This window comes from Saccharobesus litoralis, assembly GCF_003063625.1.
In the GTDB taxonomy this organism is placed as follows: domain Bacteria; phylum Pseudomonadota; class Gammaproteobacteria; order Enterobacterales; family Alteromonadaceae; genus Saccharobesus; species Saccharobesus litoralis.
In genome coordinates this window covers 5,212,377-5,233,891 of sequence record NZ_CP026604.1, presented here as the reverse complement: position 1 = coordinate 5,233,891, position 21,515 = coordinate 5,212,377, and the positions used below count along the sequence as shown (strand labels likewise).

21 protein-coding genes are annotated in these 21,515 nt (G+C 42.6%); 8 read left to right on the top strand and 13 right to left on the bottom strand.

The annotated features are described in order from the left end of the window. Window position 1 precedes the first annotated feature (1 nt). The 6 genes from hfq to C2869_RS19770 all read right to left on the bottom strand — a co-directional run bounded on the left by hfq (window position 2) and on the right by C2869_RS19770 (window position 6,911). Window positions 2-259: an RNA chaperone Hfq gene (hfq, locus tag C2869_RS19795; protein WP_108604560.1), complete on the bottom strand. Its 258-nt coding sequence runs from the start codon at window positions 257-259 to the stop codon at window positions 2-4. A gap of 272 nt (window positions 260-531) precedes the next feature. After that, window positions 532-1,461, bottom strand: coding sequence for a tRNA (adenosine(37)-N6)-dimethylallyltransferase MiaA (miaA, locus tag C2869_RS19790; protein WP_108604559.1), 930 nt, complete (start codon window positions 1,459-1,461; stop codon window positions 532-534). A gap of 13 nt (window positions 1,462-1,474) precedes the next feature. Further along, complete coding sequence (gene mutL, locus C2869_RS19785) at window positions 1,475-3,568, bottom strand: DNA mismatch repair endonuclease MutL (protein WP_108604558.1); 2,094 nt, start codon at window positions 3,566-3,568, stop codon at window positions 1,475-1,477. Beyond that, the gene (locus C2869_RS19780; protein WP_108604557.1) at window positions 3,568-4,881 is read right to left on the bottom strand and encodes an N-acetylmuramoyl-L-alanine amidase; all 1,314 of its coding nucleotides are present in this window, start codon (window positions 4,879-4,881) and stop codon (window positions 3,568-3,570) included. The genes mutL and C2869_RS19780 overlap by 1 nt, the downstream gene beginning before the upstream one ends. A gap of 14 nt (window positions 4,882-4,895) precedes the next feature. Further along, window positions 4,896-5,354 (bottom strand): tRNA (adenosine(37)-N6)-threonylcarbamoyltransferase complex ATPase subunit type 1 TsaE, encoded by a 459-nt coding sequence (tsaE, locus tag C2869_RS19775; protein ID WP_108604556.1) that lies wholly within the window; start codon window positions 5,352-5,354, stop codon window positions 4,896-4,898. Window positions 5,355-5,414: 60 nt separating this feature from the next. Continuing rightward, window positions 5,415-6,911 carry an NAD(P)H-hydrate dehydratase gene (locus C2869_RS19770; protein ID WP_108604555.1) on the bottom strand — a complete coding sequence of 499 codons (1,497 nt, stop codon included), beginning with the start codon at window positions 6,909-6,911 and terminating at the stop codon, window positions 5,415-5,417. A 112-nt stretch (window positions 6,912-7,023) separates the two neighbouring features. On the opposite strand from C2869_RS19770, the gene queG reads away from it, so the two are divergent. Then, window positions 7,024-8,166 carry a tRNA epoxyqueuosine(34) reductase QueG gene (gene queG / locus C2869_RS19765; protein ID WP_108605139.1) on the top strand — a complete coding sequence of 381 codons (1,143 nt, stop codon included), beginning with the start codon at window positions 7,024-7,026 and terminating at the stop codon, window positions 8,164-8,166. Between the two features lie 373 nt (window positions 8,167-8,539). Here queG and C2869_RS19760 read toward each other — a convergent pair whose 3' ends face one another. The 3 genes from C2869_RS19760 to argJ all read right to left on the bottom strand — a co-directional run bounded on the left by C2869_RS19760 (window position 8,540) and on the right by argJ (window position 12,020). Next, the gene (locus tag C2869_RS19760) at window positions 8,540-9,832 is read right to left on the bottom strand and encodes a mechanosensitive ion channel family protein (RefSeq protein WP_228710712.1); all 1,293 of its coding nucleotides are present in this window, start codon (window positions 9,830-9,832) and stop codon (window positions 8,540-8,542) included. Window positions 9,833-9,964: 132 nt separating this feature from the next. Continuing rightward, entirely contained in the window at window positions 9,965-10,576 is a 612-nt protein-coding gene (locus tag C2869_RS19755; RefSeq protein WP_108604554.1) for a glutathione S-transferase family protein, read from the bottom strand. A gap of 199 nt (window positions 10,577-10,775) precedes the next feature. Beyond that, window positions 10,776-12,020 (bottom strand): bifunctional glutamate N-acetyltransferase/amino-acid acetyltransferase ArgJ, encoded by a 1,245-nt coding sequence (argJ, locus tag C2869_RS19750; protein ID WP_108604553.1) that lies wholly within the window; start codon window positions 12,018-12,020, stop codon window positions 10,776-10,778. A gap of 300 nt (window positions 12,021-12,320) precedes the next feature. Between argJ and C2869_RS22520 the strand changes: the two genes are divergently transcribed. From C2869_RS22520 to C2869_RS19730, 5 genes are all read left to right on the top strand, one after another. Next, window positions 12,321-12,593, top strand: a complete 273-nt coding sequence (locus tag C2869_RS22520; RefSeq protein WP_159084248.1) for a hypothetical protein — start codon at window positions 12,321-12,323, stop codon at window positions 12,591-12,593. A 51-nt stretch (window positions 12,594-12,644) separates the two neighbouring features. Next, on the top strand, window positions 12,645-12,968 hold the full coding sequence (locus tag C2869_RS19745) for a hypothetical protein (RefSeq protein WP_108604552.1): 324 nt from the start codon (window positions 12,645-12,647) through the stop codon (window positions 12,966-12,968). Window positions 12,969-13,070: 102 nt separating this feature from the next. Further along, entirely contained in the window at window positions 13,071-13,583 is a 513-nt protein-coding gene (locus C2869_RS19740) for a CbrC family protein (RefSeq protein ID WP_159084247.1), read from the top strand. 340 nt (window positions 13,584-13,923) lie between these two features. Continuing rightward, window positions 13,924-14,364 (top strand): thiol-disulfide oxidoreductase DCC family protein, encoded by a 441-nt coding sequence (locus C2869_RS19735; protein ID WP_108604550.1) that lies wholly within the window; start codon window positions 13,924-13,926, stop codon window positions 14,362-14,364. Next, the gene (locus C2869_RS19730; RefSeq protein ID WP_108604549.1) at window positions 14,361-15,095 is read left to right on the top strand and encodes an SDR family NAD(P)-dependent oxidoreductase; all 735 of its coding nucleotides are present in this window, start codon (window positions 14,361-14,363) and stop codon (window positions 15,093-15,095) included. The genes C2869_RS19735 and C2869_RS19730 overlap by 4 nt, the downstream gene beginning before the upstream one ends. 453 nt (window positions 15,096-15,548) lie before the next feature. Here the strand turns inward: C2869_RS19730 and C2869_RS19725 are convergent, their stop codons facing one another. The 4 genes from C2869_RS19725 to C2869_RS19710 form a co-directional block, all read right to left on the bottom strand. Beyond that, window positions 15,549-16,175, bottom strand: coding sequence for a hypothetical protein (locus C2869_RS19725; protein WP_108604548.1), 627 nt, complete (start codon window positions 16,173-16,175; stop codon window positions 15,549-15,551). A gap of 232 nt (window positions 16,176-16,407) precedes the next feature. Further along, on the bottom strand, window positions 16,408-17,949 hold the full coding sequence (locus C2869_RS19720) for a cryptochrome/photolyase family protein (protein WP_108604547.1): 1,542 nt from the start codon (window positions 17,947-17,949) through the stop codon (window positions 16,408-16,410). Next, the gene (locus C2869_RS19715; RefSeq protein WP_108604546.1) at window positions 17,946-18,095 is read right to left on the bottom strand and encodes a DUF2256 domain-containing protein; all 150 of its coding nucleotides are present in this window, start codon (window positions 18,093-18,095) and stop codon (window positions 17,946-17,948) included. The genes C2869_RS19720 and C2869_RS19715 overlap by 4 nt, the downstream gene beginning before the upstream one ends. A gap of 20 nt (window positions 18,096-18,115) precedes the next feature. Then, complete coding sequence (locus tag C2869_RS19710; RefSeq protein WP_108604545.1) at window positions 18,116-19,105, bottom strand: NAD(P)/FAD-dependent oxidoreductase; 990 nt, start codon at window positions 19,103-19,105, stop codon at window positions 18,116-18,118. A 308-nt stretch (window positions 19,106-19,413) separates the two neighbouring features. Here C2869_RS19710 and C2869_RS19705 point away from each other — a divergent pair, with 308 nt between their 5' ends. Beyond that, entirely contained in the window at window positions 19,414-20,673 is a 1,260-nt protein-coding gene (locus tag C2869_RS19705; protein WP_108604544.1) for an efflux RND transporter periplasmic adaptor subunit, read from the top strand. A gap of 91 nt (window positions 20,674-20,764) precedes the next feature. Beyond that, entirely contained in the window at window positions 20,765-21,508 is a 744-nt protein-coding gene (locus C2869_RS19700) for an ABC transporter ATP-binding protein (RefSeq protein ID WP_108604543.1), read from the top strand. Window positions 21,509-21,515: the final 7 nt, after the last annotated feature.

Here is a 21,515-nt window from a genome sequence, read left to right as displayed (position 1 = left end):
GTTACTCAGCAATATTTCCTTCACCCGATTGATTTTGCATATTAGGGTTAGTTTGGAATGGACGTGAAGGCACAACAGTGGAGATTGCGTGCTTATACACCATTTGTGAAACGGTATTCTTCAGTAAAATGACAAACTGATCGAATGATTCTACTTGTCCTTGTAGCTTAATACCGTTAACTAAATAGATAGAAACAGGGATACGCTCGCGACGTAGTGCGTTTAAAAACGGATCTTGTAAAGATTGTCCCTTTGCCATAGTTGGCTCCTATTATTGTTATTAGACCAGAAGTATTTATATAGTCTTCTTGCTCTGGGTTTAAAACTTAACTGCCATCACTTTTCTCTACCTAGCCTACATCAAGTAGGAGCTTAGGTTTCGCTTGAACTTTGAAAGCAGCGCCTAAAGCCTGAGTGCCTTGACTATATATCAAACTTAATTATCCACTTAGTTTAGGCGACTAAACGCTAGTGGTAACTAATTGTTTTGATTCATTAATATTATGAGGAAAACCTTATAATATCCAAATTTTAGGAAAAAAAGCGCAAAATGCTAGTCAAATTTTGCTTATTTTCACTTTCTAACCAATTTAATTCCTGCCAACTGCGTAACCAAGTCAATTGTCGCTTGGCTAATTGACGCGTTGCTACTATACCGCGAAACACCATTTCGTCATAGTCGACTTTACCTTCTAGGTAATCCCACATCTGTCGATAGCCGACACAGCGTATTGAAGGCATATCAGCATGAAGATCGCCGCGTTCATATAACGCCCGTACTTCTTGTTCAAATCCTTGTGTAAGCATTTGTTTAAAGCGTAATTCAATTCGCTCGTGCAGTACAGCTCTATCTTGGGGCGCAATGGCAAATTGCAAGGTATTATAGGGCAATGCGTCTTCTTTAGTTTGTGTCAGTTCTGTTAATGTTTTACCACTGGCATAGTACACTTCTAATGCGCGATTTATTCTTTGCGTATCGTTGGGGTTAATTCGCTGTCCAGCAACTGGGTCAATGCGCAATAGCTCGTTGTGTAAGGCCTGCCAGCCATGTTGCTCGGCTTGTTGTTTTATTTGAGCGCGTATATTTTCATCCGCTTCGGGTAATTCATTCAAACCTTGTAACAAGGCTTTGTAGTAAAGCATGGTGCCACCAACTAACACTGGTGTGCGATGTGCGGCTAGGCTTTTTTCAATTAAAGCCAGTGCATCTTTGCGAAAATCAGCTGCAGAGTAAACTTCACTCGGGTCAAGAAAATCAATTAAAGCATGTGGTGCTTGGTTTAATTCTTCGGCATTGGGCTTGGCTGTGCCAATGTCCATGCCTTTGTAAACTAGAGCTGAATCGACACTTATAATGTCACAAGGCATCGCTTGGTACAGGTCTATTGCTAATGCGGTTTTGCCAGAAGCAGTCGGACCCATTAAAAAAATGACCTGAGGTTTATCTGTAGTTGCTGTCATTAAATAAAATCATTTAGGTTGGTGCGCTAAGCAAGCAATGCGAATAATCGATTTGCTTGGCGTGTTGTTTAATAAAGGTAGCAAAATCTGGCAATTTTAGGTTGTGGTAGTCGTTTAATAATTGAGTAATTTCAGACCAACTCGGCAAGTTTTGTTGTTGTTGAACAAGATTAGCCAATAATTTTATGCTGTGATCTGTGCTTATTGGCGTGTCCTGCTCGGGCAATTGTAAAAGCCAGTCGCCGATAATGCTGGCTAAGTCTAACTCGCGCAACAAGGCTGGAACTTTTTGAATCACTAAAGTGTCTTTTCGTGGCTGATTGATAACAAATTGCAGTTGGGTTAAACAGGTTTGATGCACTAACCATTTATTTAAACAAGTTTGATCAACTTTTATCGCTACAGGCAACAATAAAGGTTGTGCTATGGCGTCGGGTTGATTGCAAACATATTCTAATTTAGCGCCAATGATAGCTAACTGGAGTTGAGCTATCGGCAAACAATATAAGTTGTCTGCATACTTGGCGAGCAAATAATGCTGTTGCAAAGTCGTTAGTATTTGTACATCACTGAGTTGGCTACTGGCCTTTATATTGATGTTCGTTTTAATGTTCGTTGACTCAGCTGCGTCGAGCGGCTCTGCGGGTGATGAAGCCGATGTTTTGTCTAACGCTTTAGTATCTGATAATGGTGCCACTAGTTCAGCATAATGAGCGATTTGTTGCTCTGTGCTAACACTAGTCTTGGGTGAGTATTCAGATTGCCATTGAGCTGAATTGCCATGGCTTGGCCGGTTCGAGCTATTGGTATGATTGGCGTGATTGGTATAAGGGCTATTGGCATAGGAAGCTGAGCCTTGCGCTGAAGGCGCAACCTTGTCACCGTCAATATTACGCTCTAGGTTTAAGCTTGGCTCTGATGACGAGCTTGTCGCCGACGAATTGGGCAAAGTGCTATCGGCGAGCTCCCGCTCAAATTGACTTGCTACTTCTTGCCCTGGATATAACTGACCGGCTTGATAACCTGTGTCTAATTTGTTTTGTTGTACTAAGCTCTGTTGTCCCGAGCTCTGTTGCACCAAGGTAGCTTCGGCAATGGCGTTATCCACTAATTCATTGTTAAGTGCCGCGTAAACGGCTTGATAGATAAAGTCATGAATTAAGCGAGCTTGATGAAAGCGCACTTCGTGTTTAGCAGGGTGGACATTGACGTCTACTTGTTTGGGGTCAACTTCAATATACAATACGTATGCCGCATGCTGCTCACTTGTAATGCGACTTTCATACGCTTGGCGGATCGCGTGATTAATTAACTTGTCGCGCATCATGCGGCCATTAACATAACAATATTGAATATCGCGTTGCTGGCGGGCTATGTGAGGTTCACCTAACCAGCCTTTAATGGTAACTAAATCATAGCTACTATCTAATTCAACACAGTGTTCAATAAAGTTGCCACCACACACGGCTGCTATACGCTGTAATTGTGCTTTGTCTTCTCGTCCGGTTCGGTAATTTTTGTGGATTTTTCCGTTATTGGTTAGCTTTATTTGTACGTCAAAACGGCTAAGCGCAATACGTTTAATGACTTCTTCAATATGAGTAAATTCGGTTTTATCCGTGCGTAAAAAGCGGCGACGGGCTGGGGTATTAAAAAATAAATCAGCGACTTCAATGGTTGTACCTACAGGGTGAGCGGCTGGCTTGATGTCTACCGCCATTTCCTGACCTTCCGCCGTTGCTTGCCAAGCTTCGGTTTGATGTTCAGGGCGACTGGTGAGTTTTAACCGACTAACCGAGCTAATACTGGCTAATGCTTCACCGCGAAAGCCTAAGCTTTGAATCGCTTCTAAATCATTCAGGCTGCTGACTTTTGATGTGGCATGACGGCTTAGCGCGAGACCGAGCTCTTCTTTGGCAATACCACTGCCATTGTCGCGAATACGGATCAATTGGCTGCCACCGGCTTCAATATCAATATCGATCTTGGTTGCGCCGGCATCCAAGCTATTTTCGAGCAGTTCTTTAATTACGGATGCGGGTCGCTCGACGACTTCACCCGCCGCGATTTGGTTAGCGAGTTGCGGCGGTAAAATTTTAATTGGCATTAGGATTGAGGAATTTTAAGTTTTTGGCCAATACGCAAGGTGTTGGTACGGAGCCGATTGGCTTTTTTTAAGGCATTAATACTCACATCATAGCGAGCGGCCAACACAGACAAAGAATCGCCACGCCGCACAATATATTCACGCTCATTGTATAAGGACGCATACAATGTTCCATCAGGTGGATTGGCGCGGAAATAGTTGTTTACGGCTTTAAACAACGCATTGGCTAGTTTTTGCTGATGATCGCGCTGGTTTAATAAGCGCTCTTCTGTTGGGTTGGAAATAAAGCCGGTTTCAACCAAGATAGACGGAATATCCGGTGACTTCAGTACGGCAAGACTCGCGGCTTGCGGCGCTTTTTTATGCATTTTAGTTACGCGTTTCAATTCGCCAATTATTTTGTTACTTATCTCATAACTTGTGGCGATTGAGTGCTCCATTGACATATCCAACAAGGCTTTAGCCAGATATTTTTCGTTAGCTGTGTCACTGATAACTTCAGCTGCACCACCAAGTAATTCGGAATGTTTTTCTTTTTGTTCAAGCCAGCGACCGATTTCACTGTTGGCTCTGCGCATAGATAGCATCCAAACCGACGCCCCACGAGGTTGTGGTGTTGTAAACGCATCAGCGTGGATGGAAACCAGTAAGTCAGCTTTGCTCTTTCTTGCCAGTTCGGAGCGTTTGTTTAGGCCAACATAATAATCACCAGTGCGGATCATGACGGCTTTCATGCCTTTTTGTTTATCAATTAAGGCTTTAAGCCGCTTGGAAATTTGCAGCGTGACTTTTTTCTCATAATTGCCTTTCGCACCAATGGAACCAGGGTCTTCACCACCATGTCCGGCATCTATAGCAATAATTAAATCGCGGTTAGTGGTGTTGGTTGCGGTTTTGACCGGTTGATTGACGGTTTGCTTGCCTTCTAGGTCAACCACTAAACGATCGCCATAAGGTTGAGTGGGGGCTAATGCGAAAATATTGGCGTTGAGTGGCTGAGCAAGTTCAATCACGACTCGCCGACTATTTTTTATTTTTGGCGTGCTGTAGCGGATCTTTTTAACTAGTTTGCCTTTGGCCGCGACGGAGGTTAAATCTAACCCTTTACCAGTGTCTTTAAAATCGAGCACCAGACGATTCGGGTTGGTTAAAAAGAAATGTTCAACGCTTGGTTTGTTGGAAAGATCAAATACGACACGGGTTTTGTCGGGGGACGGCCAAATTCGAACACCATTAATTTTGTTCGCTGCATTGACGCAAAAGGTCAAAAGCAAACTGAAAAAGATCAAACTGTGAGATAGCCACTTTTTCATGATGATTAATGTGTTTAAGTTAGTGCCGAAAGTATTTTTTCGCCGCGCGCCGAGTTTGCGTTTAAGCGGATCGCACGATGGTCGTCAACATATTGCATATTAACCAGAATATCGGCAGGTTCCAACCAACCGACGCCTTTTTCCGGCCATTCTATTAAACAAAGGTTATTACCACTGAAATAATCGCGTATGCCCATGAATTCAAGCTCTTCTGGATCGGCTAGGCGATATAAATCAAAATGATAAATATTGACTGACTCGAGCTCATAAGGTTCCACCAAGGTGTAAGTCGGGCTTTTTACATTGCCTTGATAATTAAAGCTTTGAATGAGACCGCGACTAAAGGTGGTTTTGCCCGCCCCCAAGTCGCCTTCTAAATAAATAATACAAGGCATTTCAAGTGAAGCTGCCAATTTTTTGCCAAACGCAACGGTTGCGTCAGCATCAATAAGTTCAAAGTATAATTCTGTCATAGCCACTAAAATGCTTGGTCTCGTGGCGAGCTGGATGAATTAAACCATCTAGCGCAATGCTTACGGATTGACCAATGTTCGAATATGTGCAATTAAATCACTGGCTATCATACCACGTTCTCCTGTTTGTGCAGCAAGATCCCCCGCAGCAGCATGCAAACAAACGGCTAATTCGGCGGCTTGAAACCTTGAATATTGATGAGCTGGTTGTTGGGCTAGCATAGCGGCACATATGCCTGCTAACACATCGCCCATGCCGGCACTCGACATGCCTGGGTTACCCGCAGTGCAAATATGAGTTTGCTGGCTGGAAGTGATGAGTGTTCCTGCGCCTTTTAAAATACTAATGCCGCCATAGCGAGCCGATATTTCGTAATTGGCCGCGTAACGGTCTAACTCTATTTTGTCGGTATTTTGCGCCATTAAACGTGCCGCTTCGCCTGTATGTGGTGTCAAAATCCACTGGGTATTTTTGTGTGGATGTTCAGCCAACCAATTCAAGCCATCCGCGTCTATCACCATGGGTTTATTTAGGCGACAGATATGGCTCATTAAACCATTAGCCCAACCTGTACGTCCCATACCTGGTCCTGCTAATACCACATCGGCTTTATCTATCAGCTCTTGACTGGTCTGCTCAAGGCCATTGACACCAAATACCATGAGTTCAGGGCGGCCGTTGGCAACTTGTAATACATTGTCTGGGTGAGTAATAACCGACACTAAGCCTGCACCCGATCGTAAGCAGGATTCGGCAGCCATTTTTATCGCCCCCGCCATGCCTTTGTCACCACCAATACACACAACATGGCCAAATACACCTTTATAACTGGCGCGTTTACGTGCGGGTAATAAGCTGCGTAGCTCACTCCATTCACTGCGGCGATAATAAGGCTTATTTTGTTGCTCAAAGGTATTTGCCACCGTTAAGTCTGCAAAATGCAGAGTGCCTACATGGTCAGCCGCTTTGGCGGTTAATAAGCCTGACTTAACACCAATAAAAGTGACTGTGTGGTCTGCTATTATCGCGTTGCCTAAAATGGCACCGGTTGTCGCATTTAAACCCGAGGGAATATCAACGCTAATGGTTAATGCGCTGGCTTGATTGATGTTATCGACAATGGTTGACCAACTGGCTGCCAAGGGTCTTAGTGCGCCTGTGCCTAAAATGGCGTCAATAATAACGTCGTATTGGTTAAATTGAATTTGCTCTGATGGCAGTACGTTGCGGCCTAGCGCGATATAATCGTTGTAAGCGGTTAGTGCATCCCCTTTATACGGTGGGCAATCGGGCATAGACATCACATCGATATGCCAGCCAGCGAGTTTGGCTAACTTGGCGATGACAAAACCATCCCCCCCGTTGTTACCTGCGCCGCAGACAACTAGCATTTTTGCTGGTTGGCGATAAATCGCTTGCACTAAACTAAATGTAGCTTGGCCGGCATTTAGCATTAACTGATAAAGAGAAAGATTGTTGGCGATAGCCGCTTGTGCCTCTTGATTACGCACTTGTTCTGGAGTGTAAACCGCTAACGGTAAAGATGACGTTATCATCACATTGCCCTGATTTTTTTAAATAAACTTTGCGTACGTTTTATGTTGTCTTTGTAACATAAAAATGAACGTGGCAAAATTCTCTGATTATTTTCTTGGATCTATCCCTAAAATGACATTAACGGCTGAACAACTCGTACACATTAAAAGCCAAATTAAAGCTATGGCGCAAACGTTAGGTTTTCAGGCGTTGGGGGTAAGTGATATTGATTTATCAATTGAAGAGCCTCGTTTACAAGCTTGGTTAGATAACAATTATCACGGAGAAATGGATTATATGGCGCGCCACGGCATGATGCGCGCCCGTCCTGCCGAGTTGCAACCTGGCACTTTGCGCGTGATTTCTGTGCGCATGGATTATTTACCCGAAGAGGCTTATTTCGCCCAAGATCTCAAAGAACCAAACACGGCCTTTATTAGCCGCTATGCCTTGGGGCGTGACTATCATAAGTTGATCCGCAATCGTTTAAAACGCTTAGGGCAACAGATAAGTGAAAAGCTAGAACAAGAATTAGGCTTTCGGCCTTTTGTTGATTCCGCCCCCATTTTAGAAAGACCACTTGCCGCTAAAGCCGGGTTGGGCTGGGTTGGTAAGCACTCACTTTTGCTGGATGAAAAAGCCGGTTCTTGGTTTTTTCTAGGTGAGTTGTTAGTTGATTTACCCTTGCCGGTTGACGAGCCAGTTCAAGAGCAATGTGGCAGTTGTGTGGCTTGTATGACCATGTGTCCGACCCAAGCTATTGTGGCGCCATACGTCGTCGATGGCCGACGCTGTATTTCTTACCTGACAATTGAACTGCAAGAGGCAATTCCTGAAGAATTTCGACCGTTAATCGGTAATCGAATCTACGGCTGTGACGATTGCCAGTTAGTTTGCCCATGGAACCGTTATGCCGAGTTAAGCTGTGAGCAGGATTTTCAAAAAAGAGGTAATGTTGCAAGTCAGGACTTACTTACCTTGTGGGCATGGGACGAAGATACTTTTTTAAAGAATACCGAGGGCTCGGCCATTCGCCGCATTGGTCATCAGCGTTGGTTACGTAATATCGCGGTCGCACTAGGTAATGCGCCATACTCTGCGGCGATTGTCAGCGCATTAACCAGTAAGCGAGTTGAGGTGAGTGAGCTAGTGGTTGAGCATATCGATTGGGCTTTAGCTCAGCAGGCAGAAAAACAAAAGCAACAAGTTAATCTGGATAAAAAAACACAACGCCTGATCCGCATTGTGGAAAAAGGCTTACCGCGTGATGCTTAGCTAAATGTTATACTTGGTAATAGGCGGTCGAATTATTTTTGTTTGGCTAATTGATGAAAAGTTTGAGTCATATCTGCGCTGAAATACTGCAACATCGCCTGTAACACTTGCTGGTGATAGTGACTTGGATTATATGCGGAATTTGTTGTTTTGCTTACTGTACTTGATGGTCGATTATGTGCAGGACAGACTGTTTAATATCAACTGATTTATACTCAGAAAAAGGCGCTTGACCTGCATTAATATCGGGTTTTGTTTTAACAACAGTAGAACGCGCTTGTTGATCTGTCAAATATTGGCGGTTGCGGCAGAATAATACTCTCCCGCGCTACAACAGAACAGCGCGAGAGAGCCAGTTTTGATAATTGAAATATTACAGCATACGTACTTCGCGCTGCGGGAACGGAATAACAAAACCGTGTTGGCGTAGAGTATCGAGTATCATTAATAATAAATCGCCACCGACACGATTTTTACCATCATCAATACCTTCCATCCAAAACTCGACAAACATATTGATGCCTGAATCACCAAAGCTGGCGATCTCGCAATCGGGTTGTTCTTCAATAGGTAGATGTTCACCGCTAATGACTGTTGGGTGGCTGGCGACGACTTCTTTTATTAGTGGGACGAGTTTGTGAATATCTGAATCATAGGCCACTGAAAAGTCGACGCGATAGCGTTGTTTTTTATCTTTATGGGTCCAGTTGGTAAAGGTTGAGCTGATAAACTTTTCGTTAGGTACGACAATGTCTTTACCGTCAAAGGTTTCTAAGGTGATGGCTCTGAGTTTGATCTCACGCACCAAACCTTCTTTGCCTTCTTCTAGCTCAACATAGTCACCCAGCGAGATTGAGCGGTCGAGCAATATAATCAAACCTGAAATAAAGTTTGAGGCGATTGACTGTAAACCAAAACCTAAACCTAAACCAACAGCACCACCGAATACCGCCAGTGTGGTGATATTGATGCCAATAATTTGTAAAAACGCCAGCGAAATAACCACGAATAGCACTATTTCATATAGCTTGGTGGCGACTTCTTTGGTGCGAAGATCCAAACTAGGTTGATTATTGATAGCGTTGGTGCCGGCTTTTTTGGATACGCCACCAACCCAAAATAATAAAGCGCCAAATATCAATACTTTAACAATGTCATAAGCGGATATGGATTTATCACCCACCGAGATGGCAATCGATTCCAGAATAGCGGTTAATGAAGACAGCAAGCCCAGCATGTGTAACAACAATACGGTTATCGTGCACCACTGTACCGCTTTGGTGGCGACGCTGCCTTTGACCATGTAGGAGATAAAACCATTGATCATAACTAGCGAAGCAAAGAATATGGCAATCGTAATTAACCAAGATTGCTTAAGTAATTGCTCGCCATAGTGGGCACTCATGCTTAAAAATAAAAAGGTTAAAATGGGAACGCTTAACGTTTGAATAGCGGCCAATACTTTAAAGGCTTTGCGTTCTTGTACTGTGTCGTCTTTACTAGCTTGTGTTTTGGTATTGGAAAAAACCATACGACTTAAAAACCAAGCTAAGCCGATAGATCCTATGATAAACAGCAGTTGGTAAAAAAACTCGCCCGAGCTAATGCTGGTTTGTAACATCTCCCACAGGCGTTTTATTTTTTCATTAATAACAGATATTTGCATGTAACTTAAGTCCATCAGAAAGACTATAGTCTAAGAATAGTAAGAAACGACACTATAGCGCTAATTTTAAAATTGCCTAGTGAAAAGTGGGTTATTGATTACTGTTTTATCACACCAAGCTAATGAGCCTGTTTAACCATTGTCGCCAGACATTTTTGTATAGTGTGGAATTTGACTAAAGCGTTTAAGCCAATCATTGATAGCTGGGTAGTCTGACAGGTCAAAGCCACCTTCATGCGCGACATGGGTGTATGCATATAAACTAATATCAGCAATTGTGGGTTTGTCCTCTATCAAGAATGGCGTTTTACCCAATTGCTGTTCCATGACAGCCAGAGCCTTGTGGCCACCGGTTTGTTTGGCATGATATTCAGCTTCACGCTCTTTAGGTAAACCTAAGTATTTATTGATATAGCGAGCTACAGCAATATAAGGTTCGTGACTATATTGTTCAAAAAATTGCCACTGTAGAACACGAGCGCGCTGTAATTTATCTGTGGGTAGGTAGTCTGTGCCGTCGGCTAGGTAGTTAAGTATGGCGTTTGATTCAGCCAAGTATTCGCCATTATCCAAGGCTAATAATGGTATTTTTCCATTGGCATTTTTCTGCTTAAACTCGACTGTTTGGCATTCCCCAGCCAATATATCCACATGTTGCCATTGATGGGGTATTTGTAAAAACTCGAGCAGTAGTTTGATTTTATAGCAGTTGCCAGACAGCAAATCGCCGTAAACAGTGTACATAGTATTTCCTTATCGTGTATGTGAACGAACATCTTAGGCGAAACGTAAAAATAAACAAAGGGGTATGTGCTGCAAAGGAGGGATGACTTAAGGTGAAATGCCTGTTTAGCCAAATAATGAGTGATAGTAATTGTGATTAGGCAAGCTATGTTTTTTGGCTCTGAATTAAACCAGAGCCAAAATGAGTGTTTTATGTTGCTTAGGTGCGATACTCTGCGTTTATACGCACATAGTCGTAACTAAAATCACAGGTCCATACTGTGGCTTGTTGCTCGCCACGGTTAAGTTTGACTGTGATGTCAATTTCTTCTTTATCCATCACTGCTTGGCCGTCTTCTTCTTGATAGCTTGCGGCGCGGCCACCTTTTTCGGCAACCAGAACATCACCAAAATACAATTCAAGGCTGTCGGTATTTAAATCTTCTAGTGATGCACATTCACGCGAGGCGTAACCGATGGCGGCTAATACGCGACCCAAGTTAGGATCAGAGGCGAACATAGCGGTTTTGACTAATGGGCTTTTACCAATTGAGAAGCCGATGGTTTTCGCTTCTTCAACGGTTTTGGCACCTTGAATTGAGACCGTCATAAACTTAGTTGCACCTTCGCCATCGCGTACTATGCACTGCGCTAGGTATTGTGCGGCTTCGGTTAGGGCCGCATATATCTCGTTAAAACCAGCATCTTCTCGGCTAGTAATCGCAGGGCTATCGCCTTGGCCAGTAGCGATAATCATAAAAGAGTCGTTAGTTGAAGTATCACCGTCGACCGAGATACAGTTAAACGACACGTCGGTGATCTCTTTGGTGATTTCATCTAGCAGGCTTTGTTCAATGTTGGCATCGGTCGCGATGTAAGCCAACATGGTGGCCATATTCGGGTGGATCATACCGGCGCCTTTTGACATACCTGTGATATTCACGGTATTGCCGTTGACATCCAAGGTCTTGCTGTAGGCTTTCGGCGCGACGTCTGTAGTCATAATAGACCAAGCGGCGTTGTGCCAGTTATCGGCATCAAGATTAGCCACGGCTTTCGGTAAACCAGCAAGCAAAGTGTCCATCGGTAAATGTTCTAAAATGACACCGGTTGAAAAAGGTAGCACTTGCTCTGGTGATATTTGCATTATTTCAGCCAGTTGCTGACAAGTTGTTTGAGCATCTTGCATGCCTACATCACCGGTTCCCGCATTAGCATTACCAGTATTGATCACCATAGCGCGAATACCTTGTTTGGCAGCAAGGTGCTTTTTACATAAGGTAACGGGCGCTGCACAAAAGCGGTTTAAGGTGAACACTCCGGATACTGAACTGCCTGCGGCTATTTCAATAACCAGCATGTCTTTGCGATTGGCTTTTTTAATGCCGGCTTCGGCCCAGCCTAAACGAATGCCCTTAATCGGGGTTAAAACTTGATCTTCAATTGCGGGTAAATTAACTGGCATAACTCTTCTGCTAGTGATTAATCCATTGGGTATCAAGTGATTTTACGATTAGGTACACCAGCATGCAAAAATAAGTTGGAATAGCTTATCGAGTTTGGGCGTTTTGAGGTGTGACGATTATTAAGAGTGAGTTTAAAAATTAGCTGCGGGTTAAAGGTTAACCACGAATTATAGATGTTGTAATTTTAAGTAAATTGGATTAGTTTTTTGAGTTGAGTGACCATCCATTGAGAACATGGTGTCGCGAGACAAATATAAACTGGCAGTTTTACAATTCATCAAATCATAAGAGAAAAAATAATGAAAAAAACTCTGTTAATAGCAATTTCCGTGTATGCAGCTAGTTTTTGCGCTCAAGCAGACTATTTAATGGAATTAAAAGATTCCTCGGAAAATTTAATAGAAAGTGCTTGTGTTAAGAGTTATAGCTATTCAAATAACTCAGCGAGTTTGGATAGTCCTAAAATAAGAAAAGTGCAAAAGTATTCTACTGAAGAAACCCTAACAAACATTATATATTTAGATAGACCTGTCTATCGTAGAGTAATCCCTGTAGACGGCATTTATAATTGAACGTTAGGAACATTCCCTGAAATTGATTTTCTCGTAAATGACGTAATAAATATGAGGCAGTCTGGCGGAAACAATACGTTTTCCGGTTACGATATTACAAATTACTATGCAGATATTCGCCTAAATGGAAATAAAAGCTTAGATATTGCTAGTTCATTTTCCCCTTCATTTGGTTATTTTGGTGAAGTCGTGATCGAATATACTAAAGTCAATGATTATGGGTTATCAGGAAATGATTCGTATAAAGAATATACGCATTATGTTTTAAGCTCAGATCCGGCAGATAATGTTGTAACCAAGGTAATTAATGACAACTTAGTTACCTACACGGGTGGTTATACGTATGATGATGTTACAGGGCAGTGTACAAACTAACAGTCGCATAATGTAAAGTGTCAAAAGCATGGCTTTAGTTCCTAACTAACTGAAGCCATGCTTTTATTCCCAAGTATCGCTGACTACAGGAGCATTAATGTTATGGAATTCAAGTATTTTAAAAATCCAGATAAATTTGCTTTTTTAACATCAGAGCCTGAAGCTTGTTCTGTTTGTGGAAAGCTCGAAGTTTGTTTTGATGCTGGAGGTTACTCGGGCATTAATAGTATTGATTGTATTTGTTTTGAGTGCCTTGCATCTGGAAAGCTTATAGATTTAGACATTGAACCAAATATGATATTTGATGATGGTTCAGAGGCGTCTAAGACAATAACATACAAAACACCTGCTTTACCTACTTGGCAAGAAACTGCTTGGCCAACAATCAAAGGAAGACAGCCTACATTCGAGTGCATTGCGTCGAAGCAGGATTTTTTGAACAAACAAGATTTTCTAGATTGCTTTATTGAAGATAATCAAACTCGTGAAGAGGTTGAATGGATTTGGGATACTCTTCCTGATAAAAAGTTATCTAGTTATGAGGATGCTAGTGATATATCAGTTTATCTGTTCAGTTTAGATAACAAGAAGTACTGGGTTTGGGACGCCAATTAATATTCATAACTAGTACGTCAAGTAGAGCTTTTAACAAAGCTAGGCATGATCCTTCATTAAGTATAACCAAGCTTGATTTACTCACTCTAAAAAACCTACTCTGTAATCAACACCGCTGGCGGCATACTACACGGTGGATTAATCGTCTTTGAATTGTATTCATCATTTTCACCATGCCAACGCGTTAATAAATTAACGATCCTTTCCGGTTTGTACTGAGCAAATGGCCCAAAGTTATTACGTTGTCGGTAGTCGCTTCTGGAGCAGATCAAAATTGGGTGATCTTATTTAGCAAAAACGGCGTAAAGCCTAGTTATAAAATACAAATACTCGAACGCCTATGACTAACGCAAAACTCATTTTCTTTTTTGATGGCTTGTGTCCTCTTTGTTTGGCTGAGGTGCGACAGCTAGAGAAGTTAGATACGGATAATAAAATTCGTATGGTCGATGTGTATTCTGAGCAATTCGAAAGTTTTAGCCAGCGTATTGATAAACTCGCTGCGCTTAAAAAACTGCATGGTTTAACGGATAAAGGTCAACTACTTGTCGGGTTAGATGTTACCTACCGAGCATGGCATTTAGTGGGGAAAGGTTTATGGTTTTCACCGATTAACTGGCCATGGTTAAGGCCGTTTTTAGATCTCGCCTATCGATTTTTTGCCCAACACCGAGCGTCAATTTCTTTGCTGTTAACAGGCAAACGCCACTGTGAAACCTGCCAATCGTCAAACCCTAAAGCAAAAATGCTTTCGTCAAAAGATCCAAAAGAAACACTATGACACATACTGATATTTTAGCCGATAGTTTAGTGATTGGTGCCAGTAGTGGCATTGCGCAAGCGCTTATCAAGCGTTTATTGGTTGCGCGTAAACAGGTTATTGCCGTTAGCCGTTGTGATTGTCCAAAAGACTTAGCAGCGGATAATTTAATTTGGCTTAAAACAGAATATGACGCGACTTGTATTGCGCGTACGACTAATCAAATCGCGAATTTAGTGGGGCGGGTCCATGATGTTTATATTTGTCATGGTGTTTTACACGATAATGAAAAAATGCCGGAGAAGAAGCTAGAGGATTTGGAATTTAGCTATATTGAGCAACTTTACCATTGCAACACTGTCGTTCCTGTTATGTGGCTAAAGCAAATATTACCTATTCTGACCAAGCAAACTTGCACCTATGTCACCGTGTTTAGTGCCCGTGTCGGCAGCATTGGTGATAATCAGTTAGGTGGTTGGTATGGGTACAGAGCATCTAAAGCTGCGCTGAATATGATGTTAAAAACTGCTAGCATTGAATTAAAACGCCGCGCCAAGGGCGTTAAATTAATAGCCTTTCATCCCGGCACCACAAATACACCTTTATCCAAACCATTTCAAAAACGGGTCGAAGAAGGCAAGCTTTTTACTCCAGAATTTGTTGCCAGACAGCTATTGGCTATCCAACAAGGTTTAGTGCCAGACGGTGAGCTGGCGTATATAGATTGGCAAGGTGAAGAGATAGCGTATTAGGGGGGCAAGGCATTGCTCGAATCCTATTGTGGATAACCCAGATTTTTGTCAGTGTGGTTTAGAAAGTTACCTTGAGAACTCTTGAGTTTGTGGGTGATCCCGCGGATATTGTTGGATAAACAGGTAAGGCTTAAGATCTTACCTGTTAATAAATTAACCTCAATTCTGGATAATAAATCCGTTTCTGGAGGCTCTTTGAACCAAGCTCTTGTAAACAATTGGGCGTTAAGTTCACTTGCAATAGGCTAGCTATTGACGCGTAAACTTGCCTTGCCCTCCATGGATGGAGGGTAAGGAGATAATGCATGGAGCAATTATCTTTGTTCTTGGCTCAAATTTCTCTCCAGAAATAGAAAGGAAGTTCTGTTGGTTATCAAAACTTGTTAACTAACGGAAATTAATAGTGTCGCAATTCTTAACCAGAGTTGAGGTTAAATTAAGCTTTAAGCGAGATTACATAGGATCGCCGCATTCAATTTTTGAAACTATGTTGATTCCATTACCTGATGCTGTTTTCTTCACCCATCCACCGGCAGGCGCGTTGTACTCTGCATAAGAGCCTTGATAAATGGTCTCGATTTCTTGTGTGCCAGGCATGAAACCATTACCCGTACAGAAAATAACATTAATAGGTAGTGACCAGCCATTTAATACAGCAGTTTCGGCAAAACGTAAGTTTTGGCCGTTAACGTTTACCGTAGGGTCAATAAATACGCCATTTGCAGGCGTAACTGGCTCTGGCGAGTAACAGGTGATTTTTGAAATGTAAGGTGAAGAATATTCGCCACCAAGAGTTTCACCCATTTTCCATTCGGTATTGGCGCTTTGTCCTACAGGTATCGCGTAGTAGTGGGGTTGACCACTGGTTTCAGGAAAAAACTTAAGCTCAGTGTTTTTGTAATACTGATAGCCTTTGGCTTTACAGAAAACATCTCCTGATGTCGCCACAATATTCAAGTTGTAACCATAGGGTGTTGTTACCATACGCGGCGAATCAAACACTTTTTCAGCCGCCAAAGCATTGCTTGACATAACTAAACCCGTCGCAATTGTTGATAGTGCCAGTATTAATTTATTCATTTTTTATCCTTTTAATTGTTAAGTTGTTTTAATGTTTAATAAAACATTTAATAGTTAACAATTATTTTGAGTGTGGATCAACCCCTTATTTATAAATTTATAAAGGATGGGCGATAAGCTACAGCTAAATTGTGCGGATTTCAGGTAGTGTCGGCTTCGCGTTAAAGCCTTTACGAAGCGGTTGGGGTATTTGTTGCGTCCCCCCAACTATTTACATTCTTGGGACAAGTTTTTAAAGTTCTTGCAAATTATCCAACCAAACTTGACCTTGTTGAATAATCGCTTGTTGTTGCTCTTTATCCATTTTATCCCAGTTGCGATACGGCATGGCGAGGCGTGGGTTTTTACCTAGGGTTGGACGATGGTTGTTGAGGAAAGTCCAATACAAGCTGTTAAATGGGCAGGCTTTGCGGCCTGTTTTTTGTTTAACATCGTAATAGCAGGTTTTGCAGTAGTCGCTCATGCGGTTGATATAGGCACCGCTGCTGGCGTAAGGTTTTGAGGCGAATAGGCCACCATCGGCATACAAGGCCATGCCGCGGGTGTTGGGCATTTCTACCCATTCAATGGCATCAATGTAAATGCCTAAATACCATGCATCGACTTCTTCTGGGTTAATGCCGGTTAGCAAACAAAAATTGCCGATTACCATTAGGCGTTGAATATGATGGGCGTATGCATAATCTAGCGATTGGTTTATCGATTGTTGCATACAGTTCATTTTGGTTTTGCCGTGCCAAAAGTAACTGGGCAGTGTGCGGCTAGCATTTAGATAATTGAGTTGTGAGTACTGCTCGGTATTTTGCCAATACACCAACCTAACAAATTCACGCCAGCCTAAAATTTGCCTAACAAAGCCTTCGATTTGGGCTAGGTCAATATTCGCATTTTGATGATAAGCGGCAAGCGCATGAGCAATCACTTGCTTAGGTGAAAGCATTTTACTATTGAGCGCAAATGATAAGCGGCTATGGTACAACGACCAGCTATGTGCCGATTGGCAAGTCATGGCATCTTGAAATTGACCAAACAGGGGTAAGCAATAACGACAAAAATACTTGAGTAATTCGAGTGCTTGGCTGCGGTTAATTGGCCAAAGTAGGTTATCTTCGCATTTGCCAAAACTCACAACTTGATGACGTTGCAAGCGGCTGAGAATATCCTTAACTGGGTTAGCGAAAACCAAGGGTTCAGGTAGCTGTTTGATATCGGCGGGTTTAAACGATTTACGGTTTTGCGCGTCATAATTCCATTTGCCACCAACCGGTTGTTGATCGTCCATTAAAATATCAAAGCGCTTACGTAACTTACGATAGAAAAACTCCATCTTGCTGCTTTTGCCGGGTTTGAGATAGGTATCAAACTCGTCAAAGGGTAAATAAAAATGCTCGGTGTCGTATTCAATTTTTTCACAAGCCAAGTTACGTAATTGGCGCAGCAAGCGGTTCTCATCAGGTCTTTGATATTCAAATATGCTGATTTGATGCTGTTGCATAATGGCCGCGAGCAATTCAGGTAAGTTTTTATGGGCTTGGCTTTCGTCTAGCGTTAAATGCAAAACTTGATGCCCCGCGCTTTGCAAGCCATTGGCGAAGGCCTGCATGGCCGCGAAAAACGCGACTATTTTCTGGGTATGATGTTTAACATAGTTAACTTCTTGGGGTAGTTCGGCAATTAAATACAATATATTCGGTTGCTTTTGTTTGTACCAAGAATGGCTCGCATTAAGTTGGTCACCCAATATTAGACGCAGCTTATGGTATTGCGTTGTCATATTCGTTTTGCCTTTTGTTTGCTTGAGCGCCGACAACGCTCTGAGCAGTATTTAACTTGCTGCCAGTCTTTCGCCCACTTTTTGCGCCATGTAAATGATCGTTCACATACAGGGCAGTCTTTTGTCGGTAAATGAACTTTTTTCATGGTGTGATTGATGGTTGGCTTTAGGCAAACATATAGTTAATAACGCGTTGCGCTGATAAGAATGCGCCTTCAATTCGGCCTCCTTGCGTCCAATCACCAATAACAACCACGCGGCGGCTGTCGTCAATCAAAGGGGGTAGTGATGTGTCGTTGACTAAATTGGCGTATCGCCAAAAGTGTTGGTAATGATGGTGAATAGTGAGCTGATTGTTGAATACTTTATCTAGCCATTGTTGGCCTTGAGGTAGAACAGTGTCTGCCGTTAAGGCTGTTGATGTTTCAGGTGAAAAATGTAGCATCCAGATGTCGTCAAAATTGTGTTTAATACAACGCTCAGGTTTGCTAGATAGTCGTGATAACCAAGAAACCGTATTGTCACCAAATACGCCTTGAATTGATGGGGCGACTTTTCCGGTAGTGGCGACACCTAGTGCCCAGCAAGGAGTGTGCACTTGCTTGGCAATTAGATAGCTTATATGTGTTTGTTGGTTTAGCAAGGCGCTTGCTTGTTCACCGGGAGTGGCGACAATTACCCAATCATAGCTGCCCAAAGCCAAATTATTGTCGCCTGTTAAACGCCAGCGATTATTAGTGTATTCAAGGTTTGTGACGCAGGTGTTTAACTGGAGGTTAACAGTACTCGCCAAGTATTTTACCGGACTATTCATGCAAGGGCTGCCAACATAGCGAGCCGTACTGTGATCCTCGGCATTAGTGTCAGTATCGGGAGAAGGTACTAGTCCTTGGTTCGTTACTTGATATGGCGTAAAGCGCCATTGTCTAACGATTCCTAGTTTAAGCCATTTTGCCAATTCCGCTCTAAATTCAGGGCTACGGGCAGTAAAGTATTGTGCGCCTAAATCTAATTCGCCCCAGTCTAAACGTTTAACAGCCATGCGTCCGCCACAACCGCGCGACTTTTCGAAAACCGTTACGTCGTAATCCAGTTTAGTTAATTGGTGGGCGCAGTGCAGCCCAGCTAACCCCGCTCCTATTACCGCTATTCGCATGTTACCTCACATTTTTTATCCGAAATGTAAACACCGCTAGTTAACTCTAGTACATACGCTTGTATGTGATGAAAAGATCAATGCTTTTGTTATGTCCCATTTTCGAAACAAGATGGGTTTAGCTTTTTTCCCATTTATGGGACGAAATAAATAGGCTCGCATGATGATTTAGATATAAGTGTTTAAAAATCAGATGGTTATAAAGTTGGAATGCTTTTGGCAACACCTTGAGTGAATTGTTCCATGTTTGCCCATTCTGATTAGTTTGTTGTTTTTGTGAATGGGCTTTTTTCAACTAACTGGATTTGATGATGGACGTTGCTCGTAAAACGAAAAAGCCTCAACCAATAAAAAAGTACGCTTTATATGGCGGTGCTGCTTTGGCGTTAGCTGTTGTGCTGGTTTGGGTGAGTCAAAGCAAGCTTAGTTATAAAAGCTTTAGTCGTGATGGCTTGTTGATTGCCGAAGTCGTAAAAGGCGATATGCAAGTTAAAGTATTTGGCACAGGTACATTGGTGCCGCGCGAAATACGTTGGGTGGCTACCCAAGTAGCGGGGCGTGTCGATCGCGTTTTGGTTAAACCTGGCAGTGTGGTGCAACAAGGCCAAACTTTATATCAACTCGATAACCCCGAATTACTGCAAGATGCCGAAGAAATGAAATGGGAAGTACAAGCCGCCCAAGCAGAGTTATTAGCTCTGCAAGTATCGCTGGAAAGTGACTTACTAAATCAGCAGGCACGCGTGCAAACGGTGGAATTACAACTGCAAAGCGCGCAATTGCAGTTTGATGCTGAAGCTACTTTGGTTAAACAAGGTAATGCCACTATTTCGGCTTTGGATCACAAGCGCACCGAGTTAGATGTACAGCGCTTAACCAATGATTTAGCGGTAGAAAAATTACGTTTAAGCCGTTTAGAGAAAAACAAACAGGCACAGTTAAATGCGCGCCAAGCAAGATTAAACAAGCAGGAAAATAGCTTAAAGCGGATTGAAAATCAGGTTGCCAATTTAACCATAAAAGCCAAGCAATCGGGCGTGGTGCAAGAAGTTAATGCTGAATTAGGCCAACAACTGTCGATAGGCAGTAACTTACTTAAATTAGCCGACCAAGACGATCTAATTGCTGAAATTAATGTATCTGAGCGCTTAATCAATGACGTTGCGCTGGGACAAACAGTGTCTATCGATACTCGCAAAAGCATTGTCAGCGGCAAGATCACGCGTATCGATCCTGCTGTGATCAACGGCAGTGTGTTAGTGGATGTTGAGTTTACCGAGACATTACCGAGCGAAGCTCGCCCTGATTTAACCGTTAACGCCGACATTATGGTTGCGCAATTAGACGACGCTTTATATGTGCGCCGTCCTGTTGTTGCGCAAAGCCAGCAAGGCGGCACGTTGTATCGTTTATCGACAGATGAGAATTTTGCCGACAAAACCCAAATTGTTTTCGGACGTGGTTCGTCACGTCATATCGCTATAAACCAAGGTTTAGCTGCCGGCGATAAAGTGATTATTTCTGATCACTCTAGCTGGCAACACCTAGACCGAATTGCATTGAATTAATATTAGTTTTGTAGGTTCGACGCTGGCGTCGTACATAGAGCGTTTGACGAAGCAAGCTTCGACCTACAACAAATTAAAAAGGATATAAACCATGAGCCAAGCACTAATCACTTTAGATAAGGTTAAAAAAATCTTCTTTACCGATGAGATCGAAACCCATGCTTTATCGGATATTAGCCTTACCATTCAACAAGGCGAATATGTGTCTATTTCTGGGCCCTCGGGTTGTGGTAAGTCGACCTTGTTATCACTGTTGGGCTTGTTAGATACCTGTAGTGATGGTCAATACCATATTAAAGATATGGATGTAAGTGACTTAAGCAAAGCCGAGCGAGCGGAAATTCGTAATCGCGAAATCGGTTTTATTTTTCAGTCATTTAATTTGATCAGCAATTTAACCGTGGAAGAAAACGTCGAATTACCACTAACGTATCGCAAAGACTTAAACAAAAATGAGCGCAAAGCTTGGGTACAAGATGCATTAGATAAACTCAATATGTCGCATCGCGCTAAACATTTCCCGTCGCAGCTTTCTGGTGGTCAACAACAGCGAGTAGCCATTGCCCGAGCCATTGCCGGCAAGCCATCATTCTTATTAGCGGATGAGCCGACGGGTAATTTGGACTCGAAAAATGCCGAAGCAGTAATGGAAGTGTTAGACAAATTACATATGCAAGGCGCGACCATTTGTATGGTTACCCATGATCCGCGTTCATCGCAACGCGCCCAACGCATTATCGAAATATTTGATGGTCGCGTGGTGGCGGATAATCCAGTTAAGCGTGACTTTAAAATTAACTTTGACAATAACACCGCAGAAGCTGCGATTGCCTAGCTTGGAT